Consider the following 23,053-nt stretch of genomic DNA (forward strand, 5'->3'; position numbering starts at 1 on the left):
CCCGAGGGGGCTACCAGCCCTCCAGGGGAGGGGAGACGTCGGCCGGCGGGGTGGCCCAGGGGTGGCTCAGGGAGGCCCAGACGATGAAGGCCACCGCCGCCGCCCACAGCAGGGCCCAGCCGATCCGCCGCACGGTCCGGCGGCGGCGCAGCAGCCGGTCGCCGCGCGCGGCCGCGCCCGCCGCGAGGTCGGCCGGCACCGCCGGGTAGGGGCCCTCCAGCAGCCGCTTGACCTGGGCTTCCATGGGATCGGGGCGACTCATGCCGCCTCCTGGCGGCGGGTGTCCGGCCGGGGGCCGGGGGCGGCTTCGGGACGGGTGCGCAGGTCGGCGACGGCCCGGTCGCACAGGGTCCGTACCCGCTCGGGCGTCAGCCCCAGCTGCGCGGCCGTGACTTCCTCCGCGACCCCTTCGTAGAGCCGCAGCACCACGACGAGCCGCTCCAGCGGGCCCAGCCGCCCGAGCACCCCGCTGCCCCCGTGGTGGCGGCGGCCGGTGCGGGCGAAGGCGGCGCACAGCTCCTGGCGGGTGTAGTCGTACGGGTCGTCCCCGCGCAGCCTGCGCCAGTTGGCGTACGTACGGGCCAGCGCGCCGCCGAGCAGCCCGCGCGCGGCGGGGGCTTCGGCCGCGGCGGTGGCGTCGGACGGGGCCGGGGCGTCGGACCGCGTGTCGGACCGCGTGTCGGACCGGGCGTCGGCCGTGGTCGTCGCGGGCTCCGCCGTCAGCAGGATCGCGACGCGCAGGAGCCGCCCCGCCGCTCCCGCGACGAAGGCTTCGAACTCCGCGTAGGGGCCCGGTCGGTAGTCCACAAACCTCATAGTGCGGCCGGAGGGACCGCCTCGGAAGGGGTCCGGCGTCAGGAGGCGGGACCGGCCTCGGACCCGGGCTCGGAGCCGGCCGACATCAGCTCGGACAGCGAGACGTTGAAACGGGTCAGCAGACCGGTGAACGCCTCGCGCTCCTCCTCGTCCCAGCCGTCCGTCACCCGGGCCATCAGCTCGCGCCGCGAGGAGCGGACCTCCTCCAGCCGCGCCAGCCCGCGCGCGGACAGGGCGAGCACGACGGCCCGCCCGTCCTCGGGGTGCGAAGTCCGCTTGACCAGGCCGCTGTCGACGAGCGGGGCGACCTGGCGGGTGACGGTGGAGGAGTCGATGCCCATCCCGCCGGCGAGCGCCTTGACGCCCATCGGGCCTTCCAGGTCGAGCCGGTTCAGCAGCAGGTACGCGGCCCGGTCCATGGAGTTGCGGGCCTGGCCGACGCCGCCCAGGCGGGTCTGCTCGGCGCGCCGGGCGAAGACCGCCACCTGGTGCTGGAGCGCGTCGAGGAGACCGGCTTCGGCGGGCGCGCCGGCCGGCGCGGGCAGGTCGGAACTGGCCGGGGTGGAGGGCATGGCCGTGGGCTCTCTTCGCATGGGGCCGACAAGGATGGGGGACAGAGTACGCGGCCGTGCGACGGCTCGTACTCCTCGTACAAGAACTGATACGGCAGCGGCGAAACGGCGACTACGGGCCGTCCCGCATGGCGAGATATCGCCGCTCCGGCGGACCGGCTGCGAGACTGGCCGCATGAACTACCGAGTACCGCAGCCCGTCCCGCAGGTCATCCTCGACGACATCCGGGGGGCCCAGAAGATGCTCTCCGGCGTCTCCCGGGTGACCGCGATGGAGGGCAGCCGGTACCTCTCCTCGCTGACCGGCTCCCCGGTCCACTTCAAGTGCGAGAACCTCCAGCGCACCGGCTCCTTCAAGCTGCGCGGGGCGTACGTGCGCATCGCGGGCCTGCGCCCCGAGCAGCGGGCCGCCGGGGTCGTCGCCGCCAGCGCCGGCAACCACGCCCAGGGCGTGGCGCTGGCCTCCTCCCTCCTCGGGGTCCGCTCGACCGTGTTCATGCCGGTCGGGGCGCCGCTGCCGAAGGTGGCCGCGACCCAGGAGTACGGCGCGGAGGTGCGGATGCACGGGCAGGTCGTGGACGAGACGCTGGCCGCGGCCCAGGAATACGCGGACCGCACGGGCGCGGTGTTCATCCACCCGTTCGACCACCGCGACATCATCGCGGGCCAGGGCACCGTCGGTCTGGAGATCCTGGAGCAGTGCCCCGAGGTGCGCACGATCCTGGTCGGCATCGGCGGCGGCGGGCTCGCCGCCGGGGTGGCGGTCGCGGTGAAGGCGCTGCGCCCCGACGTCCGGGTGATCGGTGTCCAGGCGGCGGGCGCGGCCGCGTACCCGCCCTCGCTGAAGGTCGGGCACCCGGTGTCCATCGAGAACCCGATCACGATGGCGGACGGCATCAAGGTGGGCCGTCCCGGCGACATCCCCTTCAAAATCATTGGCGAGCTCCTCGACGACGTCCGTACGGTGTCGGAGGACGCGCTCTCCAGCGCCCTGCTCCTGTGCATGGAGCGGGCGAAGCTGGTGGTCGAGCCGGCCGGGTGCAGCCCGGTGGCCGCGCTGCTGAGCGAGCCCGAGCTGTACGGCGACGGCCCGGTGGTGGCGGTGCTGTCCGGAGGCAACGTCGACCCGCTGCTCCTGCAGCGGATCCTGCGCCACGGCATGGCGGCGGCCGGCCGCTACCTGTCGCTGCGGCTGCGGGTGACCGACCGGCCGGGGGCGCTGGCCGGTCTGCTGGGGGAGTTGTCAGTGGTCGATGCGAACGTGTTGGACGTGAGCCACGTGCGGACGGATCCGCGACTGGGGCTCACGGAGGTGGAGGTGGAGCTGCACCTGGAGACGAAGGGGCCGAAGCACTGCGCGGAAGTCGCGCGGGCGCTGCACGGTGCGGGGTACAAGATCATGAGCTAGCAGGCTCACCCCTCGGGGCGACACTCCCCGATCCGGTGGCGAGACGCGATATGACGCGATAGGTTGTCGCCCGTTCGGCCGAGCGAGGTCGGCTCGGCGCTCATAGGATTCGCGTAGAAATGTCACGATTCAACCGGTTCGATTCGCACTTGGGAGTACCCATATGCCAGGCGCCATCTACGCCGAAGGTCTGGTCAAGACCTTCGGCGACGTAAGGGCTCTGGACGGCGTTGACCTCGATGTACCCGAAGGCACGGTCCTCGGTCTGCTCGGCCCCAACGGCGCGGGCAAGACCACGACCGTACGCGTCCTGACCACCCTCCTCCAGCCCGACAGCGGCAAGGCGGTGGTGGCCGGGATCGATGTCCTCAAGCACCCCAACGAAGTCCGGCGCTCGATCGGCCTCTCCGGCCAGTTCGCCGCCGTCGACGAATACCTCACCGGCCGCGAGAACCTCCAAATGGTAGGCCAGCTCTACCAGATGGGCGCCAAGGCGGCGAAGGCCCGGGCCAACGAACTGCTGGAGCGCTTCAACCTCGGCGACGCCGCCGACCGCACCGCCAAGACGTACTCCGGCGGCATGCGCAGGCGCCTCGACCTCGCCGCGGCCCTCGTCGTCAGCCCGCCCGTGATGTTCATGGACGAGCCCACCACCGGTCTCGACCCGCGCAACCGCCAGGCGCTGTGGGCCATCATCCAGGAGCTCGTCGCGGGCGGCACCACCCTGCTGCTCACCACGCAGTACCTGGAGGAGGCCGACCACCTCGCGCACGACATCTGCGTGGTCGACCAGGGCAGGGTCATCGCACGCGGCACCTCCGACCAGCTCAAGGCCCAGACGGGCGGCGAGCGCGTCGAGGTCGTCGTGCACGAGCGCGAGCACATAGCCGACGCCCGCGAAGTCCTCGCCGGCTTCGGCAAGGGCGAGACCACCGTCGAGGACCACACCCGCAAGCTGACCGTGCCGGTCTCCGGCGGCGCCAAGCTGCTCGCCGAGGTCATCCGCGAGCTCGACGGACGCGGCATCGAGATCGACGACATCGGCCTGCGCCGTCCCACCCTGGACGACGTGTTCATCTCCCTGACCGGCCACGCGGCGGAGCTCGCCGCCGAGGAGAACGGAGAGGCTCCCGCCGACGCGAAGTCCAAGGGCGGCCGCAAGGACCGTAAGGAGGTGGCGAAGTGACCCTCACCTCCACGACCCCGGAGCCGGCGGCGCCCCGCCCGCGCGGCGGCATCGTCCAGGGGATCAACGACTCCCTGGTCATGGCCAAGCGCAACCTGATCCGCATGTCCCGCATCCCCGAGATGGTCATCTTCGGGCTGATCCAGCCGATCATGTTCGTCGTGCTGTTCAGCTACGTGTTCGGCGGCTCGATGATGATCGGCGGCTCGACCAGCGCGAGCGACTACCGGAACTTCCTGATGGCCGGCATCTTCGCGCAGACCGTCACCTTCGCCACCGCCGGAGCCGGCGCGGGCATCGCCGACGACATGCACAAGGGCCTGATCGACCGCTTCCGGTCGCTGCCGATGGCCCGCGGCGCGGTCCTCACCGGCCGCACCCTGGCCGACCTCGTGCAGACCGCCCTGACCATGGTCGTCCTGGCGATCGTGGCGCTCCTCGTGGGCTGGCGCATCCACGAGGGCGTACCGAAGGCGATCGCGGGCTTCCTCCTGCTCCTGCTCCTGGGCTACGCCTTCTCCTGGATCGGCGCCCTGATCGGCCTGTCGGTACGGACCCCGGAGGCGGCCACCTCGGGCGGGCTGATCTGGCTGTTCCCGGTCACGTTCATCTCCAACGCCTTCGTGCCCACCGAGAACATGGTGGGCTGGCTCCAGCCCATCGCGGAGTGGAACCCGTTCAGCGCGACCGTGCAGGCCTGCCGCGAGCTGTTCGGCAACCCGGGTGTGTCGCCGTCGGACGCCTGGCCGATGCAGCACGCGGTGTGGGCCTCGCTGCTCTGGTCCGTCGTGATCATCGTGTTGTTCCGCACCCTCGCCGTACGCAAGTACCGCTCGGCGACGGCATAGGAACGCAGTCACCACGGGCATGCGGGGGGCCGGCCGCTCCCCGGAAACACCTCGCCCCGCCGAGCTGCTGCTCGGCGGGGCGAGGTGTGAAAAGAAAGGGGGGTGATCAGCCGGTGAAGGGCTTGACGTCGAGGATCTTGACCGAGGCCTGCTTGCCGTTCGGCAGCTCGTACTGGGCGTCCTCGCCGATCTTCTTGCCCATCACGCCGGAGCCCAGCGGGGACTGCGGGGAGTAGGTCTCGAAGTCCGAGGACGCGTACTCGCGCGAGGCCAGCAGGAACTCCATGGTGTCGTCCTCGTCGCCGTCGAAGGCGATCTTGACCAGGGTGCCGGGGGCCACCTCGCCCTCGGAGGCGGGGGCCGTGCCGACCTTGGCCCTCTCCAGCAGCTGCGTGAGCTGGCGGATGCGGAGCTCCTGCTTGCCCTGCTCCTCCTTGGCCGCGTGGTAACCGCCGTTCTCACGGAGGTCACCCTCCTCGCGGGCGGCCGCGATCTTGATCGTGATCTCCGACCGTGCGGGACCAGAGAGGTACTCCAGCTCGGCCTTCAGCTGGTCGTACGCCGCCTGGGTCAGCCAGGTGACGCTCTCGCTCGTCTGGGTCACGGGTGCTCCTCGTCGGTACAGGGACAACAAAGCCGCCAGCGGCGGACGAAACCACGAGCCTAACAATTCGGGAAGAAAAGGGGGAGGACGCCAAGTGTGTGAACTGCGTCAGGTCCCGCCTCGGGACACTCTCGGGTCAGCCCGCGGAACCGGCCACGCGGCAGCCGACGATTTCGATCATCGTGGCGCGGCCGGTGGTCTTCAGCGTGACCATCTCGTCCACGCGCCCGCTCTTCTGCGCGAAGGTGAAATCGGCCCGGCCCACCTCGCCGTGCCCCTCGTCCTGGGAGCTCAGCGTGCACACCCCGGTGTCCGAGGCGCCCTTGCGCACCTCCAGGTGCACCTCGACCGCGGTGTCGGAGACGACCTGGTACTTGATGACCTCGGCGCTCACGCTCTGCCCGGCCACGTAGTCCCAGCCGATCCAGCCGACCACACCCAGCAGACCGACCCCGAGGACCGAACCGATGACCTTGAGCTTGCGGTCCACACGCTCGTCCGCCGACCGGCCGTAGCGACCCTCGGGCAGCTCTTCGCGCACCGCGCTCATCGATCGTTCCCTTCGAGGTGGGCGAATACCGGAAATCCCAGCCCGGGGAGGGCGGTCCCGCCATCGTAGACGCGGAGCACCCCGGTTCTCTTCGCGCCTGCCGTGATCTGCGCTTTCCGGCATTGTCAGTGGGCTCGGTACGCCCTTGCTGTGGAGGACTTCCGCCCGAAGTTCCTCGCCAAGTCCGCCATGGCAGGTAAAGCGGCCGACGCCGCAATCGCCACCACCAAGCGTGAGCTGATCAACATGGCTCGCAAGCATGGGCGTATCGTGCACCTGGTCCATCCCGCGCACACCACGATGGACTGCGCGCAGTGCGGAGCGAGAACCAAGCACGCACTGCCTCTCTCGGAACGTACCTACACCTGCACCGTGTGTGGAGCTGTGTCCCCCAGGGACAAGAATTCCGCCCGTGTGATGCTGGTCCGGGCTGGTCTCAACCCGGCTGGTGCTGATCGTGTAAGAGCTGAGGGGCCGCAGGCCCACAGCCAACGTGAGCCAGGAATCCCCGGCCCTCAGGATCGGGGAGGATTCAATATAGGAGGCGCCCGCCTGAACGACTCAAAGAGGATCCTGTCTTGACCGAGCAGCTTCGACTGATGGCCGTCCACGCCCACCCCGACGACGAGTCGAGCAAGGGCGCGGCCACCATGGCCAAGTACGTGTCCGAGGGGGTGTCCGTGCTCGTCGTGACCTGCACGGGCGGTGAGCGCGGCTCCATCCTCAATCCCAAGCTCCAGGGCGACACGTACATCGAGGAGCACATCCACGAGGTGCGCGCCAAGGAGATGGACGAGGCGCGCGAGATCCTCGGCGTCGACCAGGAGTGGCTGGGATACGTCGACTCCGGGCTGCCCGAGGGCGACCCGCTGCCCCCGCTGCCCGAGGGCTGCTTCGCGCTGGCGGACGTCGACGAGGCCGCGGGCCGCCTGGTGAAGAAGATCCGCGCCTTCCGGCCGCAGGCCGTCACCACGTACGACGAGAACGGGGGCTACCCGCACCCCGACCACATCATGACCCACAAGATCACGATGGTGGCCTTCGATCACGCGGCCGACACCGAGAAGTACCCCGAGGACGAGTTCGGCCCGGCCTACCAGCCGCAGAAGCTCTACTACAACCAGGGCTTCAACAAGCCGCGCACCGTCGCCCTGCACGAGGCGCTGCTCGCCCGCGGCCTGGAATCCCCGTACGGCGAGTGGCTGGAGCGGTGGAAGGAGTTCGAGCGCAAGGAGCGGACCCTGACCACCCACGTGCCCTGCGCCGACTTCTTCGAGATCCGTGACAAGGCGCTCATCGCCCACGCCACGCAGATCGACCCCGACGGCGGCTGGTTCCGCGTCCCGATGGAGATCCAGAAGGAGGTCTGGCCGACGGAGGAGTACGAGCTCGCGAAGTCCCTCGTGGACACTTCCCTCCCCGAGTCCGACCTCTTCGCGGGCATCCGGGAGAATGCGTAGCTATGAGCGCTACGCAGGAAGCAATCGTCCAGCTCCTTCCGCTGGCCGGCGACACCTTCGACAAGAACAAGGTGACCCCGGGCCTCCTCGGATTCGTCGTCTTCGCGGCCCTCGCCCTCGGGGTGTGGGGCCTGATGAAGTCGATGAGCCGCCACATGAGCCGGGTCGACTTCAAGGAAGCCCCCGAGCCCGCCCCGACGGAGGGCACGCGCGCCCCGTAGGGGCCGCCCGCCCGCGGTGACCGCCGCCCCGCCGTTCACGGCCGGGGCGGCGGCTTCCCGCGCGCCCTACACCGAAGGCAGCGGCACCGGGACGCCCATGATCTCCCGCGAGTGCAGGTTCGGTACGAGCGAGAGCCGCCACGCCTGCCAGCCCTCCGCCGGGTCCACCCCGCGCGCCAGGATCACCGTGTAGGACTCCAGGCAGTCCTCCAGCCGCCCGTCCCGCATCGGGTGCGGGGCCGCCGACAGCCGCGCCAGCTCCGTCCTCGCCTCGTCCGGGGCCGCCGGGAGCGCGTAGCGCAGGAAGCGCGCCCAGTCCTCCCCGCGCCGGTCCCCGTAGGAGATGAACAGCCGCACCGCCTCCTCGCACAGGTCCAGCGCCTGCGCGGTGCGCCCGTTGCCCGCGTCCACCACCGCCAGCTCCAGGCAGGTCCACGCCTCCCCGTGGGCCAGCCCGATCCGCCGGAAGTCCGCCCGCGCGTCCACCAGCAGCTGGCGGGCGAACCCGGAGTTCTTCAGGTTCCCCGTCTGCGCCGCCCGCTGGTCGCGCGTGACCCGGCCCGAGTGGTGGCGGGCGTGCGCCAGCCCGTACACGTCCCGCATCCGGGAGAACATCGTGCGGGCCCGCTCCAGCTCCCGTACCGCCCGGTCGCGCTCCCCGGCCTCCTCCAGCGCCTGGCCCAGGTAGTACAGCGTCCACGCCTCGCCGCGCGCGTCCTCCGCCTCCCGGTGCCGGGCCAGAGCGTCCCGCAGCCGGTCCAGCGCCGGCCCCGGATCCCCGTCCACCACCCGGGCCCGGCCCAGCTGGGTCAGCGCCCAGGCCTGGCCGCGGTCGTCGCGCGTGCGCCCGTACAGTTCCAGCGCCAGGCGCAGCTCCGCCTCCGCGCGCGGCACCTCGCCCAGGCGCAGGTACACCTGGCCGAGCTGGAGGTGCGCCCAGGCCTCGCCGTGCACGCTCTCGCTCTCCCGGTGCAGGCCCAGCGACTCGCGCAGCAGCCGCAGCGCCTCCGCGAGGTGCGCGCGGTCGCGCTCCACCGCGCCGAGCGCGTGCAGGCCCCACGCCCGGTCGCCCGCCAGTTCGTCCGGGGCCTGGAGTACGAGCGCCTCGCGGATGCGGGCCGAGGCCTCGGGGAGGTTGCCCTGGTGGTGCAGGGTGATGCCGAGCGAGACCAGGGCCATGCCCGCGCCCGCCTCCTGCCGGGCCTCCTTGTACTGGTCGACCAGCGAGGTCAGGGTGGTGCGGGACTTGTCCAGCTCGCCGAGCTGGCGCGCCGCGATGCCCGTACGCCACTGCACCGAGCGGACCAGCAGCCCCTGGTCGACGGCCTGCGTGAGCTCGTTGATCTCGCCGAGCCGGTACAGGTCGCCGCGCAGCAGGCAGAAGTCGCAGAGCGCGCCCAGCAGGTCGAGTACCGCCTGCTGGTCCACGCCCTCCGAGTGGCGCAGCGCCGCCGTGATGAAGCTCGACTCGTCGTCCAGCCAGCGCAGGGCCGCGTCCAGGGAGGCGAAGCCGTGCCCGCCGACCGTGCTCGCCTTCGACAGGGCGTTCGCCCGCGTGGACATCTTCCCGTCGACCATCCGGATCACCGAGTCGGCGAGCTGCGCGTACGTGCGGATCAGCCGCTCGTGCGCCGCCGCCGCGCCGGCCCGGTCCTCGTCCTGGGCCAGCCGCGCCGCCGCGTACGCGCGCACCGCGTCGTGCATCCGGAACCGGTCCCCGCGCACGTGGTCCAGCAGCCCCGCCCGCGCCAGCTCGCGCAGCAGCCGCCCGGCCTCCACCTGGTCCGCGTCGATCAGCGCCGCCGCGGCCGCCGCCCCCAGCGAAGCCCGGCCCGCTAGCGTGAGGCGGCGCAGCAGCCGGCGCCGCTCCTCGGGCAGGGCCGCGTAGGCCAGGTCCAGGGCGGCCTCCAGGGAGCCGCCGTGCTCCGGGGGCTCCCCGACGCCCCCCAGGGGGGCCAGTACGCGCAGCGCCAGCGGCAGGCCGGCGCCGAGCGCGAGCAGCGTGCGTACGGTCTCCTGCTGGTACGGGGCTGCGAGCGCGCCCGCGGGCGCGCCTGAGGGCGGCTCCGCCCCGACGGCTCCCGTCCCCGCGGCTCCGGTCCCCGCACCGGTCCCCGCGCCTCCGGTCCCCGCCGGGTCCGCGCTCGCCAGGGCCACCCCCGCCGGGTCCGCGCCCGACGCCCGGACCAGCTCCGCACCGGCCTCCTCCGTCAGCCGGGTCACCGGCAGCTGGTACACCCAGGCCGCCAGCTCGGCGGGCAGCTCCAGCGGCTCCCGGGCCGTGACCAGGACCAGGCTCTCGGAACGCTCGGGCACGAGCATCCGTACCTGCGCGGCGTCCACGGCATCGTCCAGGACCACCGCCACCGGGGTGCCCTGCACGTGCTGGTGATACAACTCGCCGAGCCTGCGCACCTGTTGCTCCGCCGACGAGCCCTCGCGGAACAGCAACTGCTCACGGGGCGCGCCGAGCCGGTTCATCAGGTGCAGCAGCGCCTCACGGGTCGGCAGCGGACTCTCGGAGGCGCCGCCGCCGCGCAGGTCCACCACGCAGGCACCCCTGAACTGGTCCCGCAGCGCCTGCGCCGCGTGCAGCGCGAGCGTGGTGCGGCCCACCCCGGGCTCCCCGTGCAGCACCACGACCACCGGGCGGGTCTCGGTGCTCGCCCGGGCGCTGTGCACCCACTGGGCGATCCGGGCCAGCTCGGCCCGACGGCCTACGAATACACCCTCCAGCGCCGGGAGTTGGCCGAAAGACTGCTCCAGCATGGCCCGCCGGCGGGCCTCGGCGCTGCGATTGGCGCCGCGGAGCGGGGGACCGGAGCCGCCGCTGCCGCCGGTCCCGTTCACCTTGTGCGGCGCGTGCAGCGCCGCGGCCACCTTGCGCTGCTGCTCCAGGAAGGGGCGTATCCCGCGCACCTCCAGCGCCGACAGCCACTGCAGCTTGAGCTGCTCCGCGCCGCCCGGCCGGCCCGCCTCCCCGGCACGCCGGTTCGCCGCGGGCAGGTGCAGGGCGGTCACCTTGACCACGGTCGCCGTCGCCCCGGCCACGCCCACCACGGCGCCGGTGGTCAGCGCCGTACCGACCGCCACGCTGAAGGCCAGGTCGGCCACGATCGCGGCGGCGGCCGCGACCCCCGTGACCAGCAACGCGGTCGAGGTGTTCGCCCGCCGGAAGGCCTCGCCGAGCGACTCGTCCCCGGCCGCCGCCTCGTCCAGGGCGCGCGTGTACGCCTCGTACTCGGTGGCCGCGCTCGCCGCGAGGGAGTCCAGCGCCTGCTTGCCGCGCGCCAGCAGCGCTGCCTTGGCCTCCGGAGTGCCGGCCGCCCCGCTGGCTCCCCGCCGGGACTCCTCCTCCACGGCCCGCCCCAGCAGCCGCTCGGCCTCACCGCGATGACTGTCCCGCATCGGCATCCCCCTCAGAGAGCTCCGGCACCGTGCCACAAGTGTCCGTCGGGACGGTCGCGAGCGCGAGGGAATCTGAGCTAGTTCAGAGGGAGTTGGCGCGCAACCGGTCACACGGGGTGGCCCTGTGAGCAGACGCCGGAGACTCCGGGGCCGTGCGGATCGCGGCACTGCCGGCCGCGACGCACCACCCGGACCCACGATCTGGCCCCCCTTGCGCAGGCCGTGAGCCCCCCGGATCACACGGCGGTCAGGCCGGGTTGAGGCCCGGTTCGCCGGCCGTGACGGCCCAGGAGGCGGTGGTGCTCACGGGCGACTGACGGACCGCGATGCTGTCGACGGTCCGGGCGTCGGTGGTCCACTGCTCCCGGTCGACGGTCAGCCGCAGATAGCCGCGGCGGGAGCCGTCGAAATAGCGGACGTGCGGATTCAGGGTGGGGTTGTACGCCTTGAGGCCCGCGTCGAAGGTGAGGGGGAAATCGGAACTGACGCTGGTGGCCGTGAATTCGACGGCGACGGGATCGCTGTCGAGATCGGCGCGGTCGATCCGCAGATCGCTGAACCAGGAGGAGTGGACGTCCCCGGCGAGCACGATCGGGTTCGTGATCCCCGCGTCGCGCAGGAAGCTGAGCAGCCGGGTGCGGGCAGGGTCGTAGCCGTCCCACTGATCGAGGTTGGCGATGGGGGGCAGCGGATGGGTCGGGTCGAGGAAGTTGGGGAGCCGGATCTGGCTCATCATCACCTGCTGCGCGATGACGTTCCACCGGGCGGGGGAGCCCGACAGTCCGCGCCTCAGCCAGTTCTCCTGGACGTCGCCGGTGAGGGTGCCGGAGGCGTTCTGCGTGCCGGCCGACGGCGGGCCGAAGTCGCTGGGGAATCCCCCCGGCTGGTCCGTGCGGTACTGGCGGGTGTCCAGCACGTTCAGCCGGAGCAGGTCACCGAAGTCGAACCGGCGGTAGAGCTGGTAGTCCGGGGAGCCGGGGTCGATGTGGCGCCGGAGCGGCAGGTGCTCGTAGTAGGCCTGGTAGGCGGCGGCGCGCTGAAGCGCGAAGGTGGCGGGGTCCTGCTTGCGGGCGCCGGTGTCGCTGTTCTCGTCCAGGAGGTTTGCGTAGTTGCTCTCCACGTCGTGGTCGTCCCAGGTGACGATCCACGGGAAAGCGGCGTGGGCTGCCTGCAGCGCCGGGTCGGTCTTGTACTGGGCGTGCCTGGCCCGGTAGTCGGCGAGGGTGACGAGCTGGTCGAGGCCGGGGGTCGCGGGGGTCGTGTGCAGCCGGTCGGAATAGGCGCTCCGGGGGTCGAACTCGTAGATGTAGTCACCCAGGTGCAGCACCGCGTCGAGGTCCTCGTGGGCGAGCCCGGTGTACGCGGGCCAGTAACCGTTCTGCCAGTTCTGGCAGTTGACCACGCCGAGCCGCAGGCGCCCGGGGTTCGAACGCGCCGCCGGAGCGGTGCGCGTCCGGCCGACCGGGCTGAGCTCCGCGCCGGTCCGGAAGCGGTACCAGTAGTCACGGCCCGGGGCCAGGCCCCGCACGTCGACGTGGACGCTGTGGGCGAGTGCGGGGTTGGCGACCGCGACAGCGCGCCGGACGACGTGGCGGAACAGCGGATCGGAGGCGATCTCCCAGTCCACGCGCACCGGGGTGGTCCCCATGGAGGCGGCGTCGTAGGGATCGGCCACGAGCCGTGTCCACAGGACGATCCCGTCGGGCAGCGGATCACCGCTGGCCACACCGAGTTTGAACGGGTTCTGCTGGACCCGCTCCGCGTGGGCGGTACGGATGCCCAAGGCCTGGGCGCCCGCCACGACGGCCGCACCGACGAGCAGCCCGCGTCGGCTGATCGCCGGCGGCCGGGGTCTGGCGGTGACGGAGATGGGATCGATGGTGGACGGCACCGTGGCCTCCTGGAGTAGCGTCAGCCTGACCTGCTGGAGCGGGAGCAATCATCCGGGAATGGCCCGCAATGATCCGTGACCCGCTTCCGGACGCCCGCCCAGCCACCCGTACAGCCGACACCCGCGGCCTCGACCGGCTCACCGGCCGGGCGGATGTTTTGGGACCGGCTCCCGCTCGTGCGGCAGGATGGCCCCATGTCGAACCGCCTCGCGAACGAGACCTCGCCGTACCTGCTCCAGCACGCCGACAACCCCGTCGACTGGTGGCCCTGGTCCCCGGAGGCCTTCGCGGAGGCGCGGGAGCGCGGGGTGCCGGTGATGCTCAGCGTCGGCTATTCGAGCTGCCACTGGTGCCATGTCATGGCGCACGAGTCCTTCGAGGACGAGCTGTCCGCCGCCTACATGAACGAGCACTTCGTCAACGTCAAGGTCGACCGCGAAGAGCGCCCCGACATCGACGCCGTCTACATGGAAGCCGTGCAGGCCGCCACCGGGCAGGGCGGCTGGCCCATGACCGTGTTCCTGACGGCCGACGCCGAGCCCTTCTACTTCGGGACCTACTTCCCGCCCGAGCCCCGGCACGGGATGCCCTCCTTCATGCAGGTGCTCGAAGGCGTGCGCACCGCGTGGGTCGGGCGGCCCGAGGAGGTGACGGAGGTCGCGCAGCGGATCGTACGGGACCTCGCGGGGCGGCAGCTCGACTACGGGAAGGCCGGCACCCCCGGGCCCGAGGAGCTCGCGCAGGCGCTGCTCGGGCTGGTGCGGGAGTACGACTCCACGCGCGGCGGATTCGGCGGGGCGCCGAAGTTCCCGCCGTCCATGGTGCTGGAGTTCCTGCTGCGCCACCACGCCCGGACCGGGTCCGAGGGGGCGCTGGAGATGGCGGCCGATACGTGTGAGGCCATGGCGCGGGGCGGGATCTACGACCAGCTCGGGGGCGGGTTCGCGCGGTACTCCGTGGACCGGGAGTGGGTGGTGCCGCACTTCGAGAAGATGCTCTACGACAACGCGCTGCTGTGCCGGGTGTACGCCCACCTCTGGCGCACCACCGGGGACGATCTCGCGCGCCGGGTCGCGCTGGAGACCGCCGACTTCATGGTCCGTGAACTGCGCACCCACGAGGGCGGCTTCGCCTCCGCGCTGGACGCCGACAGCGAGGACCCGGAGACTGGGAAGCACGTGGAGGGGGTCTACTACGCCTGGACTCCGGCCCAGTTGCGCGAGGTGCTGGGGGAGGAAGACGGGGAGCTGGCCGCCGCCTGTTTCGGGGTGACGGAGGAGGGGACCTTCGAGCACGGGATGTCCGTGCTCCAACTGCCCGCGCAGGGGCCCGACATCGGTGACGAGCGACTCGCCGGCTTCAAGGAGCGGCTGCTCGCCGCGCGGCAGGCGCGGCCCGCGCCCGGCCGGGACGACAAGATCGTCGCCGCGTGGAACGGGCTGGCCATCGCGGCCCTCGCCGAGTGCGGGGCCTTCTTCGACCGGCCCGACCTGGTCGAGCGGGCCACGGAGGCCGCCGATCTGCTGGTCCGGGTGCACATGGACGGGCTGGCCCGCCTCGCGCGCACGAGCAAGGACGGGCGCGTCGGGGGCAACGCCGGGGTGCTGGAGGACTACGGGGACGTGGCGGAAGGGTTCCTGGCCCTGGCCGCCGTGACGGGCGAAGGGGTCTGGCTGGAGTTCGCCGGGTTCCTCGTCGACCTGGTGCTGGCCCGGTTCACCGCCGAGGACGGCTCGCTGTACGACACCGCGCACGACGCGGAGCAGCTGATCAGGCGGCCGCAGGACCCGACCGACACCGCGGCCCCCTCCGGCTGGACGGCCGCCGCCGGCGCCCTGCTCTCGTACGCCGCGCACACCGGTTCGCAGGCGCACCGTACGGCGGCCGAACGGGCGCTCGCCGTGGTGCACGCGCTCGGGCCGCGCGCTCCGCGCTTCATCGGGCACGGGCTGGCGGTCGCCGAGGCGCTGGTCGACGGGCCGCGCGAAGTCGCCGTGGTCGGTCATCCGGAGGACCCGTCGCGGGCGGAGCTGCACCGGGTCGCGTTGCTGGGGACGGCTCCCGGGGCGGTCGTGGCGACGGGTATGCCGTGGGCGGCGGACGGGAGTGGCGGGGAGTTCCCCCTTCTGGCCGAGCGCACGCTCACGCACGACCTCCCGACGGCGTACGTGTGTCGACATTTCGTCTGCGCGCGGCCTACGACCAATCCGGTCGAGCTGGCGGAGCAGTTGGGGACGGTTCGTCCCTGAAAGCGGTGGAGTAGCGTCAATTCCGTTTGTTTGAAGGTCACTTCGGCAACGTGTTTTTTATCTGGATAGTGCCTATGCGTCATCTCCGGTGCCTAGTCTCATGACTTCGGAGTCACCGATCGGTCACTGACAGCGCCTTCGGGCGCGGGGGAGCGCGCACCGGGGGGTTGCGCACGCAGGGGGAGTCGGGGACGGGACGAGGACGGCGGGCTGGGGAGCCTGCCGCGCGCCCGTCCCCGGGGGGTTTGGGGAATCGCCGCTTGGGGTTGCGGCATGTCTGTGGGGGACGCTTTGTTCATATCCGTGTTCATTTGTGTCGTATCGCTCGCGCTCTTCTGGATGGCGGCGTTCACGCTCTGGTGGCAGATGCACGCCTGGCGGACGCCCGAGACGCTCGCCTCGACCCGCTTCGACCGCCCCGAGGGCGGCAGTCGGCTGGCCTTCTCGCTGCTCCTGCCCGCCCGCCACGAACAGGCGGTCCTGGAGCACACCATCGAGCGGCTCCTGGAATCGAGCCACCACGACTACGAGATCATCGTGATCGTCGGCCACGACGACCCCGGGACCGCGGAGGTGGCCGAACGTGCGGCCGCCCGCGCGCCCGGTCTCGTACGCGTCATCACCGACCACCACGAGGTCAAGAACAAGCCGAAGGCCCTCAACACCGCCCTCCCGCACTGCCGGGGCGACATCGTCGGGGTCTTCGACGCCGAGGACCAGGTCCATCCCGAGCTGCTGGCCCACGTGGACCACGCCTTCCGCGCCACCGGCGCCGACGTGGTCCAGGGCGGGGTCCAGCTCATCAACTTCCACTCCAGCTGGTACAGCCTGCGCAACTGCCTGGAGTACTTCTTCTGGTTCCGCTCCCGGCTGCACCTGCACGCCGAGAAGGGCTTCATCCCGCTCGGCGGCAACACCGTCTTCGTGCGCACCGAGGTGCTGCGCGAGGCCGGCGGCTGGGACCCGAACTGCCTCGCCGAGGACTGCGACCTGGGCGTACGGCTGTCCTCCGTCGGCAAGAAGGTGGTCGTCGCCTACGACTCCGACATGGTGACCCGCGAGGAGACCCCGGGGTCGCTGGTCAGCCTGCTCAAGCAGCGCACCCGCTGGAACCAGGGCTTCCTCCAGGTCTACCGCAAGAAGGACTGGCAGCAGCTGCCCGGCCGCGGCCAGCGCTGGCTGGCCCGCTACACGCTCATGACCCCGTTCATGCAGGCCACCTCCGGGGTGATCATCCCGGTGAACTTCGCCGTCGCCGTCTTCCTCGACGTGCCCGTCGGCGTCGCGATCGTCACCTTCCTGCCGATGATCACCGCGATGGTCACCGTCGTCTTCGAGGTCGTCGGCCTCCACGACTTCGGCCGCCAGTACGGGCTGCGCGTGCGCTTCCCGCACTACGTCAAGCTCCTGGTCGGCGGCCCGTTCTACCAGGTGATGCTGGCCGGCGCCGCGATCCGCGCGGTCTGGCGCGAGCAGCGCGGACAGGGCGAGTGGGAGCTCACCAGCCACACCGGAGCCCACCTCGCGCCCGCCGGCGCCCCGAGCACCCCGACCCGAGAGGACAGCCCCCAGTGACCACCACTCTGCCCACGGCCACTGATCCCCAGCCCGGTGCTGCCACCACCACCGACGCCACCACCGACGCCACTGCCGACGCCGCCACCGGGACCGCTCTGGTCCCGCGCCGGCGGACCGGTGGACTCGGGGTCCGCCCGCCCGCGCCGGCCCGGCCGCTCGTCCGGTTCCGTTCCTCCCGTCCCGACCTGCTGCTGTGCGGGGTGCTGCTGCTCGCGATCCTGCTCGTGCAGGGCTGGAACATCACGAACTTCCCGACGCTCAGCGACGACGAGGGCACCTACCTCGCCCAGGCCTGGGCCGTCCAGCAGGGCAAGGGGCTGGCCCACTACACCTACTGGTACGACCATCCCCCGCTCGGCTGGATCCAGATAGCGGGCCTGACCTACCTGCCGTCCCTGTTCGTACCCGACTCGATGACCGTCGCGCCGATGCGGTTCTCGATGCTCGCGGTCTCCGCCGCCAGCTCGGTCCTGCTGTACGTGCTCGCGCGCCGGCTCTGGCTGCCGCGCTGGGCGGCCGGCCTCGCCATGGCCATGTTCGGGCTCTCCCCGCTCTCCGTCGTGCTGCAGCGGGAGATCTTCCTCGACAACATCGCCGTGATGTGGATGCTGCTGGCCTTCTGCCTCGCCGCATCCCCCCGCCGCCACCTGTGGCACCACTTCGCCTCCGGACTGGCGGCCGCCACGGCCGTGCTGACCAAGGAGACGATGCTGGTGGTGCTCCCGGCGCTGCTGGTGACGATGTGGCGCCATAGCCACCGGGACACCCGCAAGTTCGCCGTCACCGGAGCGATCACCGCCTGCGTGCTCATCGGGGTGACGTATCCCCTGTACGCGCTGCTCAACGCCGAGCTGCTGCCCGGCTCCGGCCACGTCTCGCTCATCGGCGGGATCGTCTACCAGATGGGCCGGGCCGGTTCCGGCTTCATCCTCGACCCCGGCTCCGGCTCGCACGGGGTCTTCGAGTCCTGGCTGTACTACGACACCGTGCTGCCGCTCGGCGGTCTGGCCGGCGCGGTGCTGCTCCTCGTCACCATCCGCTGGTCGGTCACCGCCCGGGCGCTCGCCGGCCCGGCGCTGGCCGTGGTCATCCTCGCCCTCGTCGCCCTGCGGCCCTCCGGCTACCTCCCGGCGATGTACGTGATCCAGGCGCTGCCGTTCCTGGCGCTGGTCCTCGCCGGGGGCGCGGCCAGCGTCACCCACGCCGTGCTGCGCCGCCGCCGTGCGCCGGGGGAGCGGCGTGCCCTGGCCTACGGGCGGTGGGCGCTGATCGGCGTCCTGGCCGCCGCGGCCCTCGTGTACCTCGTCCCGCGCTGGTACGACGGCAACCGGACGGCGCTCACGGCCGACGCGAACGCCCCGTACCGGCAGGCCGCGGCCTGGCTCGGGCGCGAGGTGAGCGAGCCCGCGACGACCCGGGTGCTGGTCGACGACGCGCTGTGGCTGGACGCCGTGCACCACGGGTTCGACCCGGGGCTCGGGGCGATCTGGTTCTACAAGGCCGACCTGGACCCGGCGGTCACCAAGACCCTGCCGGGCGGCTGGCGGGACATCGACTACGTGGTCTCCTCGCCCACCGTCCGGCGCGACGCTGCGCAACTGCCCAATGTGAAGGCCGCCTTGGAGCATTCGACGCCGGTCGCCGTCTTCGGCGAGGGCGAGGACCGCATCGAGATCCGGCGCACCGACCCCACGGCCCGCACCGTCAACGGGAGTTGATCCGGCATGAGCGAAGACCTGTGGATCCCGCATGCCCCGCACGTACCGGAGGCCGCCGTCGAGGCGCCCGCCCCGGGCAGTGTCACCCTCATCATTCCGACCTTCAACGAGGCCGGAAACATAGCCGAGTTGCTGCGCAGACTGGCCGTGGCGCTGCCCGCGCACCTGCCCTGCTCGGTGCTGTTCGTCGACGACTCCACGGACGACACCCCGGCCGTCATCGAGAAGGCCGCCCTGGAGTGCGCCTTCCCGGTGGCGGTCCTGCACCGCGAGAGCCCCGAGGGAGGGCTCGGCGGGGCGGTCGTGGAGGGGATCGCGCGGGCGGACACGGACTGGATCGTCGTCATGGACGCCGATCTCCAGCATCCGCCGCACCTGGTCCCCGAGCTCGTCGGGGAGGGCGAGCGCACCGGCGCCGACCTGGTCGTGGCCTCCCGGTACATCGCCGGGGGCAGCCGGGCCGGGCTCGCCGGGAGCTACCGGATCGCCGTCTCGCGCGGGGCGACCTGGCTGACCAAGGGGCTCTTCCCGCGGGCCCTGCGCGGGATCAGTGATCCGATGAGCGGGTTCTTCGCGATGCGCCGCTCGGCCGTCACCCAGGAGGCGCTGAAGCCGCTGGGCTACAAGATCCTGCTGGAGCTGGCCGTGCGCTGCCGGCCGGCGCGGGTGGCCGAGGTGCCCTTCGTCTTCCAGGACCGCTTTTCGGGGGAGTCCAAGTCCACCGCCCGCGAGGGCCTGCGCTTCCTGACCCACCTCGCCTCGCTGCGGTCCGCGACCCCGCTGGCCCGCATGATCGGCTTCGGGCTGGTCGGGCTCTCCGGCTTCGTCCCGAACCTGGCCGCGCTGTGGCTGCTCACCCACACCGGAAGCATGAACTACCTGCTCGCCGAGGTGGTGGCGAACCAGGCCGGGGTGCTGTGGAACTTCCTCCTCATCGAGACCCTGTTGTTCCGCGACCGGCGCCGCCACCGCCACTGGGCCGACCGGTTCGGGCGCTTCACGCTGCTGGCCAATGCCGATCTGCTGCTGCGGATCCCGCTGATCGCGGTGTTCGTCGGCACCTGGGGCTTCGGCGTCCTGTCCGCGACCGCGCTCGCGCTGGTCGTCACCTTCGTCCTGCGTTTCGCGGCGACGGAAGCACTCGTCTACCTGCCGCGCAAGACGGGCTCCACCCGCACGAGTTGAGCCACCCGAGCCACACGAGCCACGAGCCACACGAGCCACGAGCCAAACGAGCCGCACGAGTCGAGCCGCACGAAGGGATGCTCCCCATGGAGAGGAAGATCCGGCGCAGGGCAAGGTGGCGGGCCGCTCTGCTGACCGTCGGGGCGATGACCGCGGGCCTGCTGCTGAGCGCACCGCAGCAGGCCACGGCCGGACCGCCCAACCTGCTCACCAACCCCGGTTTCGAGACCGCCGGCCCGGCCGGCTCCGACATGCCCTCCTGCTGGTCCAAATCCGGCTGGGGCGACAACGACTTCAGCTTCGCCACCGTCGCCGACGCGCACTCCGGCACCAAGGCGATGAAGGTTTCGCTGACCCGTCGGGTGGACGGCGACCGCAAGGCCCTGGTCACCGAGAACGGCACCTGCGCCCCGACGGTCGTGCCGGGCCGGCAGTACGACCTGTCGGCCTGGTACAAGTCGAACACCCCGGACGTGTCGGTGACCGTGTTCCGCCACGACACGACGGCCGGCTGGCAGTACTGGACCGACCTGCAGAATCCCCCCGTCAGTGCCGCGTGGGCGCGCACGGAGGTCCGTACGCCCGCGGTTCCGCCGGGCACCGACAAGATCGTGTGGGGCCTGTCCGTCTACGGGGTGGGCACGCTCACCACCGACGACTACGCGCTGGAGGAAGTGGGCGTGCCCCCGCCGCTGCCCACCTGCACGGGCACGGCCACGGAGTGCGCGAAGGGCAAGTGGGAGGTGATCGCCGCCAAGAACCCGGTGCGGTCGATGCACGCCGTCGTGCTGAAGAACGGCAAGGTGCTGCTGATCGCGGGCTCGGGCAACGACATCGCCCAGTTCAACGCGGGCACCTTCACCTCCGCCGTCTACGACCCGGCGAACGGCTCGTTCAAGACGATCCCGACGCCCGTGGACATGTTCTGCTCCGGCCACGTCCAGCTGTCCGACGGCCGGGTGCTGGTGATGAGCGGCAACAAGGGCTATCCGTCGGCCGACGGCACGATCGGCTACCAGGGGCTGAAGGACTCGTACACCTTCGACCCGGCGACCGAGAAGTACACGAAGACCAACGACATGAACGGCGGGCACTGGTACCCGTCGGCGACCGTGCTCGGCAACGGTGACGTGATCTCCTTCGGCGGGCTGAAGGAGGACTCCACGGGCAATGTGACCGCGGAGAAGTTCTCGGCGGCGCAGAACAAGTGGCTGCCGATGAACGAGGTCAACCAGACCTGGTCGTACTGGGGCCTGTACCCGTCGATGATCCTCATGCAGGACGGGCGGCTCTTCTACTCGGGCAGCCACACCTTCGGCAACGGCACCCCGGGCACCGGCGCCTCGGTCTACGACTACGGGGCCAACACCATCACCGACGTGCCGGGCCTGCGCAACAAGGACGAGCGCGACGAGTCGGCGAGCGTGCTGCTGCCCCCGGCGCAGGACCAGCGGGTGCTGACCATCGGCGGCGGCAACAACGAGCGCAACCCGGCCGCGAACCGGCTCACCGACATCATCGACCTGAAGCAGCCGAGCCCCGCCTACACGGCCGGCCCGGACCTGCCGCAGGGCCTGGTCGACCAGGGCGCGGGCAAGCGTCCGCAGACCGGCGCCGAGGGCAAGATGTTCGTGTCGGCGGTGCTGCTGCCGGACGGCAAGGTGCTGGAGACCGGCGGCGGGCTGCACGACCGGGCCGATCCGGTCTACGAGGCCTCGTTCTTCGACCCGACGACCAACACCTACCAGGCGGGCCTGGCCACCGACCCGATCCCGCGGACGTACCACTCGGCGTCGTTCCTGATGCCGGACGGCCGCGTCATGTCGGTCGGGGACAACCCGGGCAACGGCACGTACAACCACAACGTGTCGATCTACACCCCGCCGTACCTCTTCAAGGGGGCGCGCCCGCAGATCACCTCGGTGATCGACAACCAGTGGGTGTACGGGGACACGCAGCGGATCACCGTCAACCGGGCGGTCGCCAAGGCGGAGCTGATCCGTCCGGCGGCGGTCACGCACTCCTCGGACCCGAACCAGCGGTTCGTGGACCTGCCGCTGACGGTGGTCAACGGCACCACCATCGACCTGAACGTCACCAGCAACCCGAATCTGGCGCCGCCGGGCTGGTACATGCTCTTCGCGGTCGATGCGAACGGCATCCCGTCGATCGCGCAGTGGGTGCACCTGGGCGGCCCCTCCGCCCTGGCGGCCACCGCCGAGCCCCCGACGGCGCACGAGCACACCTTCGCGAACGAGCTGGCAGCCCCGAAGCGGAACCCCGCGAAGCGGGACTCGGCCCCGGTGGCCCCGAGCGTGGCAGGCTGCGACCGGCACTACGGCACGGCCAACGTGTGCGTGCCCACGCGGTTCCCGGCGGAGGTGAAGGCGACGACGAAGGCCCGCTGCGACTGGCTGGCCGCCCACAAGTACCCGGCCCGCCTGAAGGTCAACGGCAGCGACCCGCTGCGGCTTGACCCGGACGGTGACGGCTACGCCTGCACGTAGGTGCCCGGTACGAGGCGGGGCCCTGACCGCTCGCGCGGCAGGGCCCCGCTCCGTTCAGTGGGTGTACGCGGCGATCGAGATGCCCACGTAGTGGGCGACGAAGGCGGCCAGGGTCAGGGAGTGGAAGACCTCGTGGAAGCCGAAGAAGCGGGGTGAGGGGTCCGGGCGCTTCATGCCGTAGATGACGCCGCCGGCGCTGTAGAGCAGGCCGCCGACGATGATCAGGACCAGGACGGCGATGCCGCCGGAGTGCATGAAGTCGGGGAGGAAGAAGACCGCCGCCCAGCCCATGGCGATGTAGCAGGGGGTGTAGAGCCAGCGCGGGGCGCCGACCCAGAAGACGCGGAAGGCGATGCCGGCCGCGGCCGCGATCCAGACCGCCCACAGCAGGGTCCGCCCGCTGGAGTCGGGCAGCAGCAGCACCGTCAGCGGTGTGTACGTTCCCGCGATGATCAGGAAGATGTTGGCGTGGTCGAGCCGCCGCAGGATGGCCTCGCCGCGCGGGCCCCACGTACCGCGGTGGTAGACGGCGCTGACTCCGAAGAGCAGGCACGCGGTGAGGATGTACACCCCGCACGCCACTCTGGCCCGGGTCGAGTCGGTGAAGGCCATCAGGACGAGGCCGGCGATCACCACGGCGGGGAACATGCCGGTGTGGAGCCAGCCGCGCATGAGCGGCTTGGCCTCCTGATCGGCGGTTTCGACCATCGGAGCGGCCACGGCAGCGGCGTCGGAAGTCATGCCGGCCATGCTACCTACGGTTGCGTAGGTTTCCGTTAGTGCGCTTTACGGAAGATTGACCGGAGTGGCGATGCTCACGTGAGAGGCCCCCTGGACATATGCGCACGCGC

Annotated in this window: 18 protein-coding genes and 1 pseudogene; 11 read left to right on the plus strand and 8 right to left on the minus strand. The window is 71.6% G+C overall.

The window, feature by feature from the left end; genetic code table 11:
• Positions 1-10 precede the first annotated feature (10 nt).
• The 3 genes from AC3IYI_RS25355 to AC3IYI_RS25365 are packed head-to-tail and all read right to left on the minus strand — an operon-like array spanning position 11 to position 1,388.
• Positions 11-262 carry a hypothetical protein gene (locus AC3IYI_RS25355; RefSeq protein WP_489405889.1) on the minus strand — a complete coding sequence of 84 codons (252 nt, stop codon included), beginning with the start codon at positions 260-262 and terminating at the stop codon, positions 11-13.
• On the minus strand, positions 259-807 hold the full coding sequence (locus AC3IYI_RS25360; RefSeq protein WP_489405890.1) for a sigma factor-like helix-turn-helix DNA-binding protein: 549 nt from the start codon (positions 805-807) through the stop codon (positions 259-261). Before AC3IYI_RS25360 ends, AC3IYI_RS25355 begins: the two co-directional genes overlap by 4 nt.
• Before the next feature lie 47 nt (positions 808-854).
• A complete protein-coding gene (locus AC3IYI_RS25365) occupies positions 855-1,388 on the minus strand; it encodes a MarR family winged helix-turn-helix transcriptional regulator (RefSeq protein WP_489411660.1) in 534 nt (177 codons plus the stop codon).
• Positions 1,389-1,563: 175 nt separating this feature from the next.
• Here AC3IYI_RS25365 and ilvA point away from each other — a divergent pair, with 175 nt between their 5' ends.
• From ilvA to AC3IYI_RS25380, 3 genes are all read left to right on the plus strand, one after another.
• Positions 1,564-2,796, plus strand: a complete 1,233-nt coding sequence (ilvA, locus tag AC3IYI_RS25370) for a threonine ammonia-lyase (RefSeq protein ID WP_489405891.1) — start codon at positions 1,564-1,566, stop codon at positions 2,794-2,796.
• A 163-nt stretch (positions 2,797-2,959) separates the two neighbouring features.
• A complete protein-coding gene (locus AC3IYI_RS25375) occupies positions 2,960-3,982 on the plus strand; it encodes an ATP-binding cassette domain-containing protein (protein ID WP_489405892.1) in 1,023 nt (340 codons plus the stop codon).
• Positions 3,979-4,830 carry an ABC transporter permease gene (locus AC3IYI_RS25380; RefSeq protein ID WP_489405893.1) on the plus strand — a complete coding sequence of 284 codons (852 nt, stop codon included), beginning with the start codon at positions 3,979-3,981 and terminating at the stop codon, positions 4,828-4,830. Before AC3IYI_RS25375 ends, AC3IYI_RS25380 begins: the two co-directional genes overlap by 4 nt.
• A gap of 106 nt (positions 4,831-4,936) precedes the next feature.
• Here AC3IYI_RS25380 and greA read toward each other — a convergent pair whose 3' ends face one another.
• Positions 4,937-5,434, minus strand: coding sequence for a transcription elongation factor GreA (gene greA, locus AC3IYI_RS25385; RefSeq protein ID WP_489405894.1), 498 nt, complete (start codon positions 5,432-5,434; stop codon positions 4,937-4,939).
• 136 nt (positions 5,435-5,570) lie between these two features.
• Positions 5,571-5,984 carry a DUF4307 domain-containing protein gene (locus AC3IYI_RS25390; protein WP_489405895.1) on the minus strand — a complete coding sequence of 138 codons (414 nt, stop codon included), beginning with the start codon at positions 5,982-5,984 and terminating at the stop codon, positions 5,571-5,573.
• Between the two features lie 144 nt (positions 5,985-6,128).
• Between AC3IYI_RS25390 and AC3IYI_RS25395 the strand changes: the two are divergent.
• The 3 genes and pseudogenes from AC3IYI_RS25395 to AC3IYI_RS25405 form a co-directional block, all read left to right on the plus strand.
• Positions 6,129-6,566: pseudogene (locus tag AC3IYI_RS25395) on the plus strand (zinc ribbon domain-containing protein); the annotation flags it as partial.
• A complete protein-coding gene (gene mca / locus AC3IYI_RS25400; RefSeq protein ID WP_489405896.1) occupies positions 6,563-7,444 on the plus strand; it encodes a mycothiol conjugate amidase Mca in 882 nt (293 codons plus the stop codon). The pseudogene AC3IYI_RS25395 and the gene mca, both read left to right, overlap by 4 nt.
• Before the next feature lie 2 nt (positions 7,445-7,446).
• A complete protein-coding gene (locus AC3IYI_RS25405) occupies positions 7,447-7,665 on the plus strand; it encodes a hypothetical protein (RefSeq protein ID WP_489405897.1) in 219 nt (72 codons plus the stop codon).
• Between the two features lie 66 nt (positions 7,666-7,731).
• Here AC3IYI_RS25405 and AC3IYI_RS25410 read toward each other — a convergent pair whose 3' ends face one another.
• Both AC3IYI_RS25410 and AC3IYI_RS25415 read right to left on the minus strand, forming a co-directional pair.
• Positions 7,732-11,073, minus strand: a complete 3,342-nt coding sequence (locus AC3IYI_RS25410; RefSeq protein WP_489405898.1) for a tetratricopeptide repeat protein — start codon at positions 11,071-11,073, stop codon at positions 7,732-7,734.
• A gap of 247 nt (positions 11,074-11,320) precedes the next feature.
• Positions 11,321-12,964 carry an alkaline phosphatase D family protein gene (locus AC3IYI_RS25415; protein WP_489405899.1) on the minus strand — a complete coding sequence of 548 codons (1,644 nt, stop codon included), beginning with the start codon at positions 12,962-12,964 and terminating at the stop codon, positions 11,321-11,323.
• Positions 12,965-13,159: 195 nt separating this feature from the next.
• Between AC3IYI_RS25415 and AC3IYI_RS25420 the strand changes: the two genes are divergently transcribed.
• The 5 genes from AC3IYI_RS25420 to AC3IYI_RS25440 all read left to right on the plus strand — a co-directional run bounded on the left by AC3IYI_RS25420 (position 13,160) and on the right by AC3IYI_RS25440 (position 22,202).
• Positions 13,160-15,214, plus strand: a complete 2,055-nt coding sequence (locus AC3IYI_RS25420; protein WP_489405900.1) for a thioredoxin domain-containing protein — start codon at positions 13,160-13,162, stop codon at positions 15,212-15,214.
• A 291-nt stretch (positions 15,215-15,505) separates the two neighbouring features.
• Positions 15,506-16,789 (plus strand): glycosyltransferase, encoded by a 1,284-nt coding sequence (locus AC3IYI_RS25425; protein ID WP_489405901.1) that lies wholly within the window; start codon positions 15,506-15,508, stop codon positions 16,787-16,789.
• Positions 16,786-18,510 carry an ArnT family glycosyltransferase gene (locus AC3IYI_RS25430; protein WP_489405902.1) on the plus strand — a complete coding sequence of 575 codons (1,725 nt, stop codon included), beginning with the start codon at positions 16,786-16,788 and terminating at the stop codon, positions 18,508-18,510. The genes AC3IYI_RS25425 and AC3IYI_RS25430 overlap by 4 nt, the downstream gene beginning before the upstream one ends.
• Positions 18,511-18,516: 6 nt before the next feature.
• Complete coding sequence (locus AC3IYI_RS25435; protein ID WP_489405903.1) at positions 18,517-19,695, plus strand: glycosyltransferase; 1,179 nt, start codon at positions 18,517-18,519, stop codon at positions 19,693-19,695.
• An 86-nt stretch (positions 19,696-19,781) separates the two neighbouring features.
• Positions 19,782-22,202: a galactose oxidase family protein gene (locus tag AC3IYI_RS25440; RefSeq protein WP_489405904.1), complete on the plus strand. Its 2,421-nt coding sequence runs from the start codon at positions 19,782-19,784 to the stop codon at positions 22,200-22,202.
• A gap of 54 nt (positions 22,203-22,256) precedes the next feature.
• Here the strand turns inward: AC3IYI_RS25440 and trhA are convergent, their stop codons facing one another.
• Positions 22,257-22,943 carry a PAQR family membrane homeostasis protein TrhA gene (gene trhA, locus AC3IYI_RS25445; RefSeq protein ID WP_489405905.1) on the minus strand — a complete coding sequence of 229 codons (687 nt, stop codon included), beginning with the start codon at positions 22,941-22,943 and terminating at the stop codon, positions 22,257-22,259.
• Positions 22,944-23,053 lie beyond the last annotated feature (110 nt).

It is taken from the genome of Streptomyces sp. GL_148 (genome assembly GCF_057834205.1).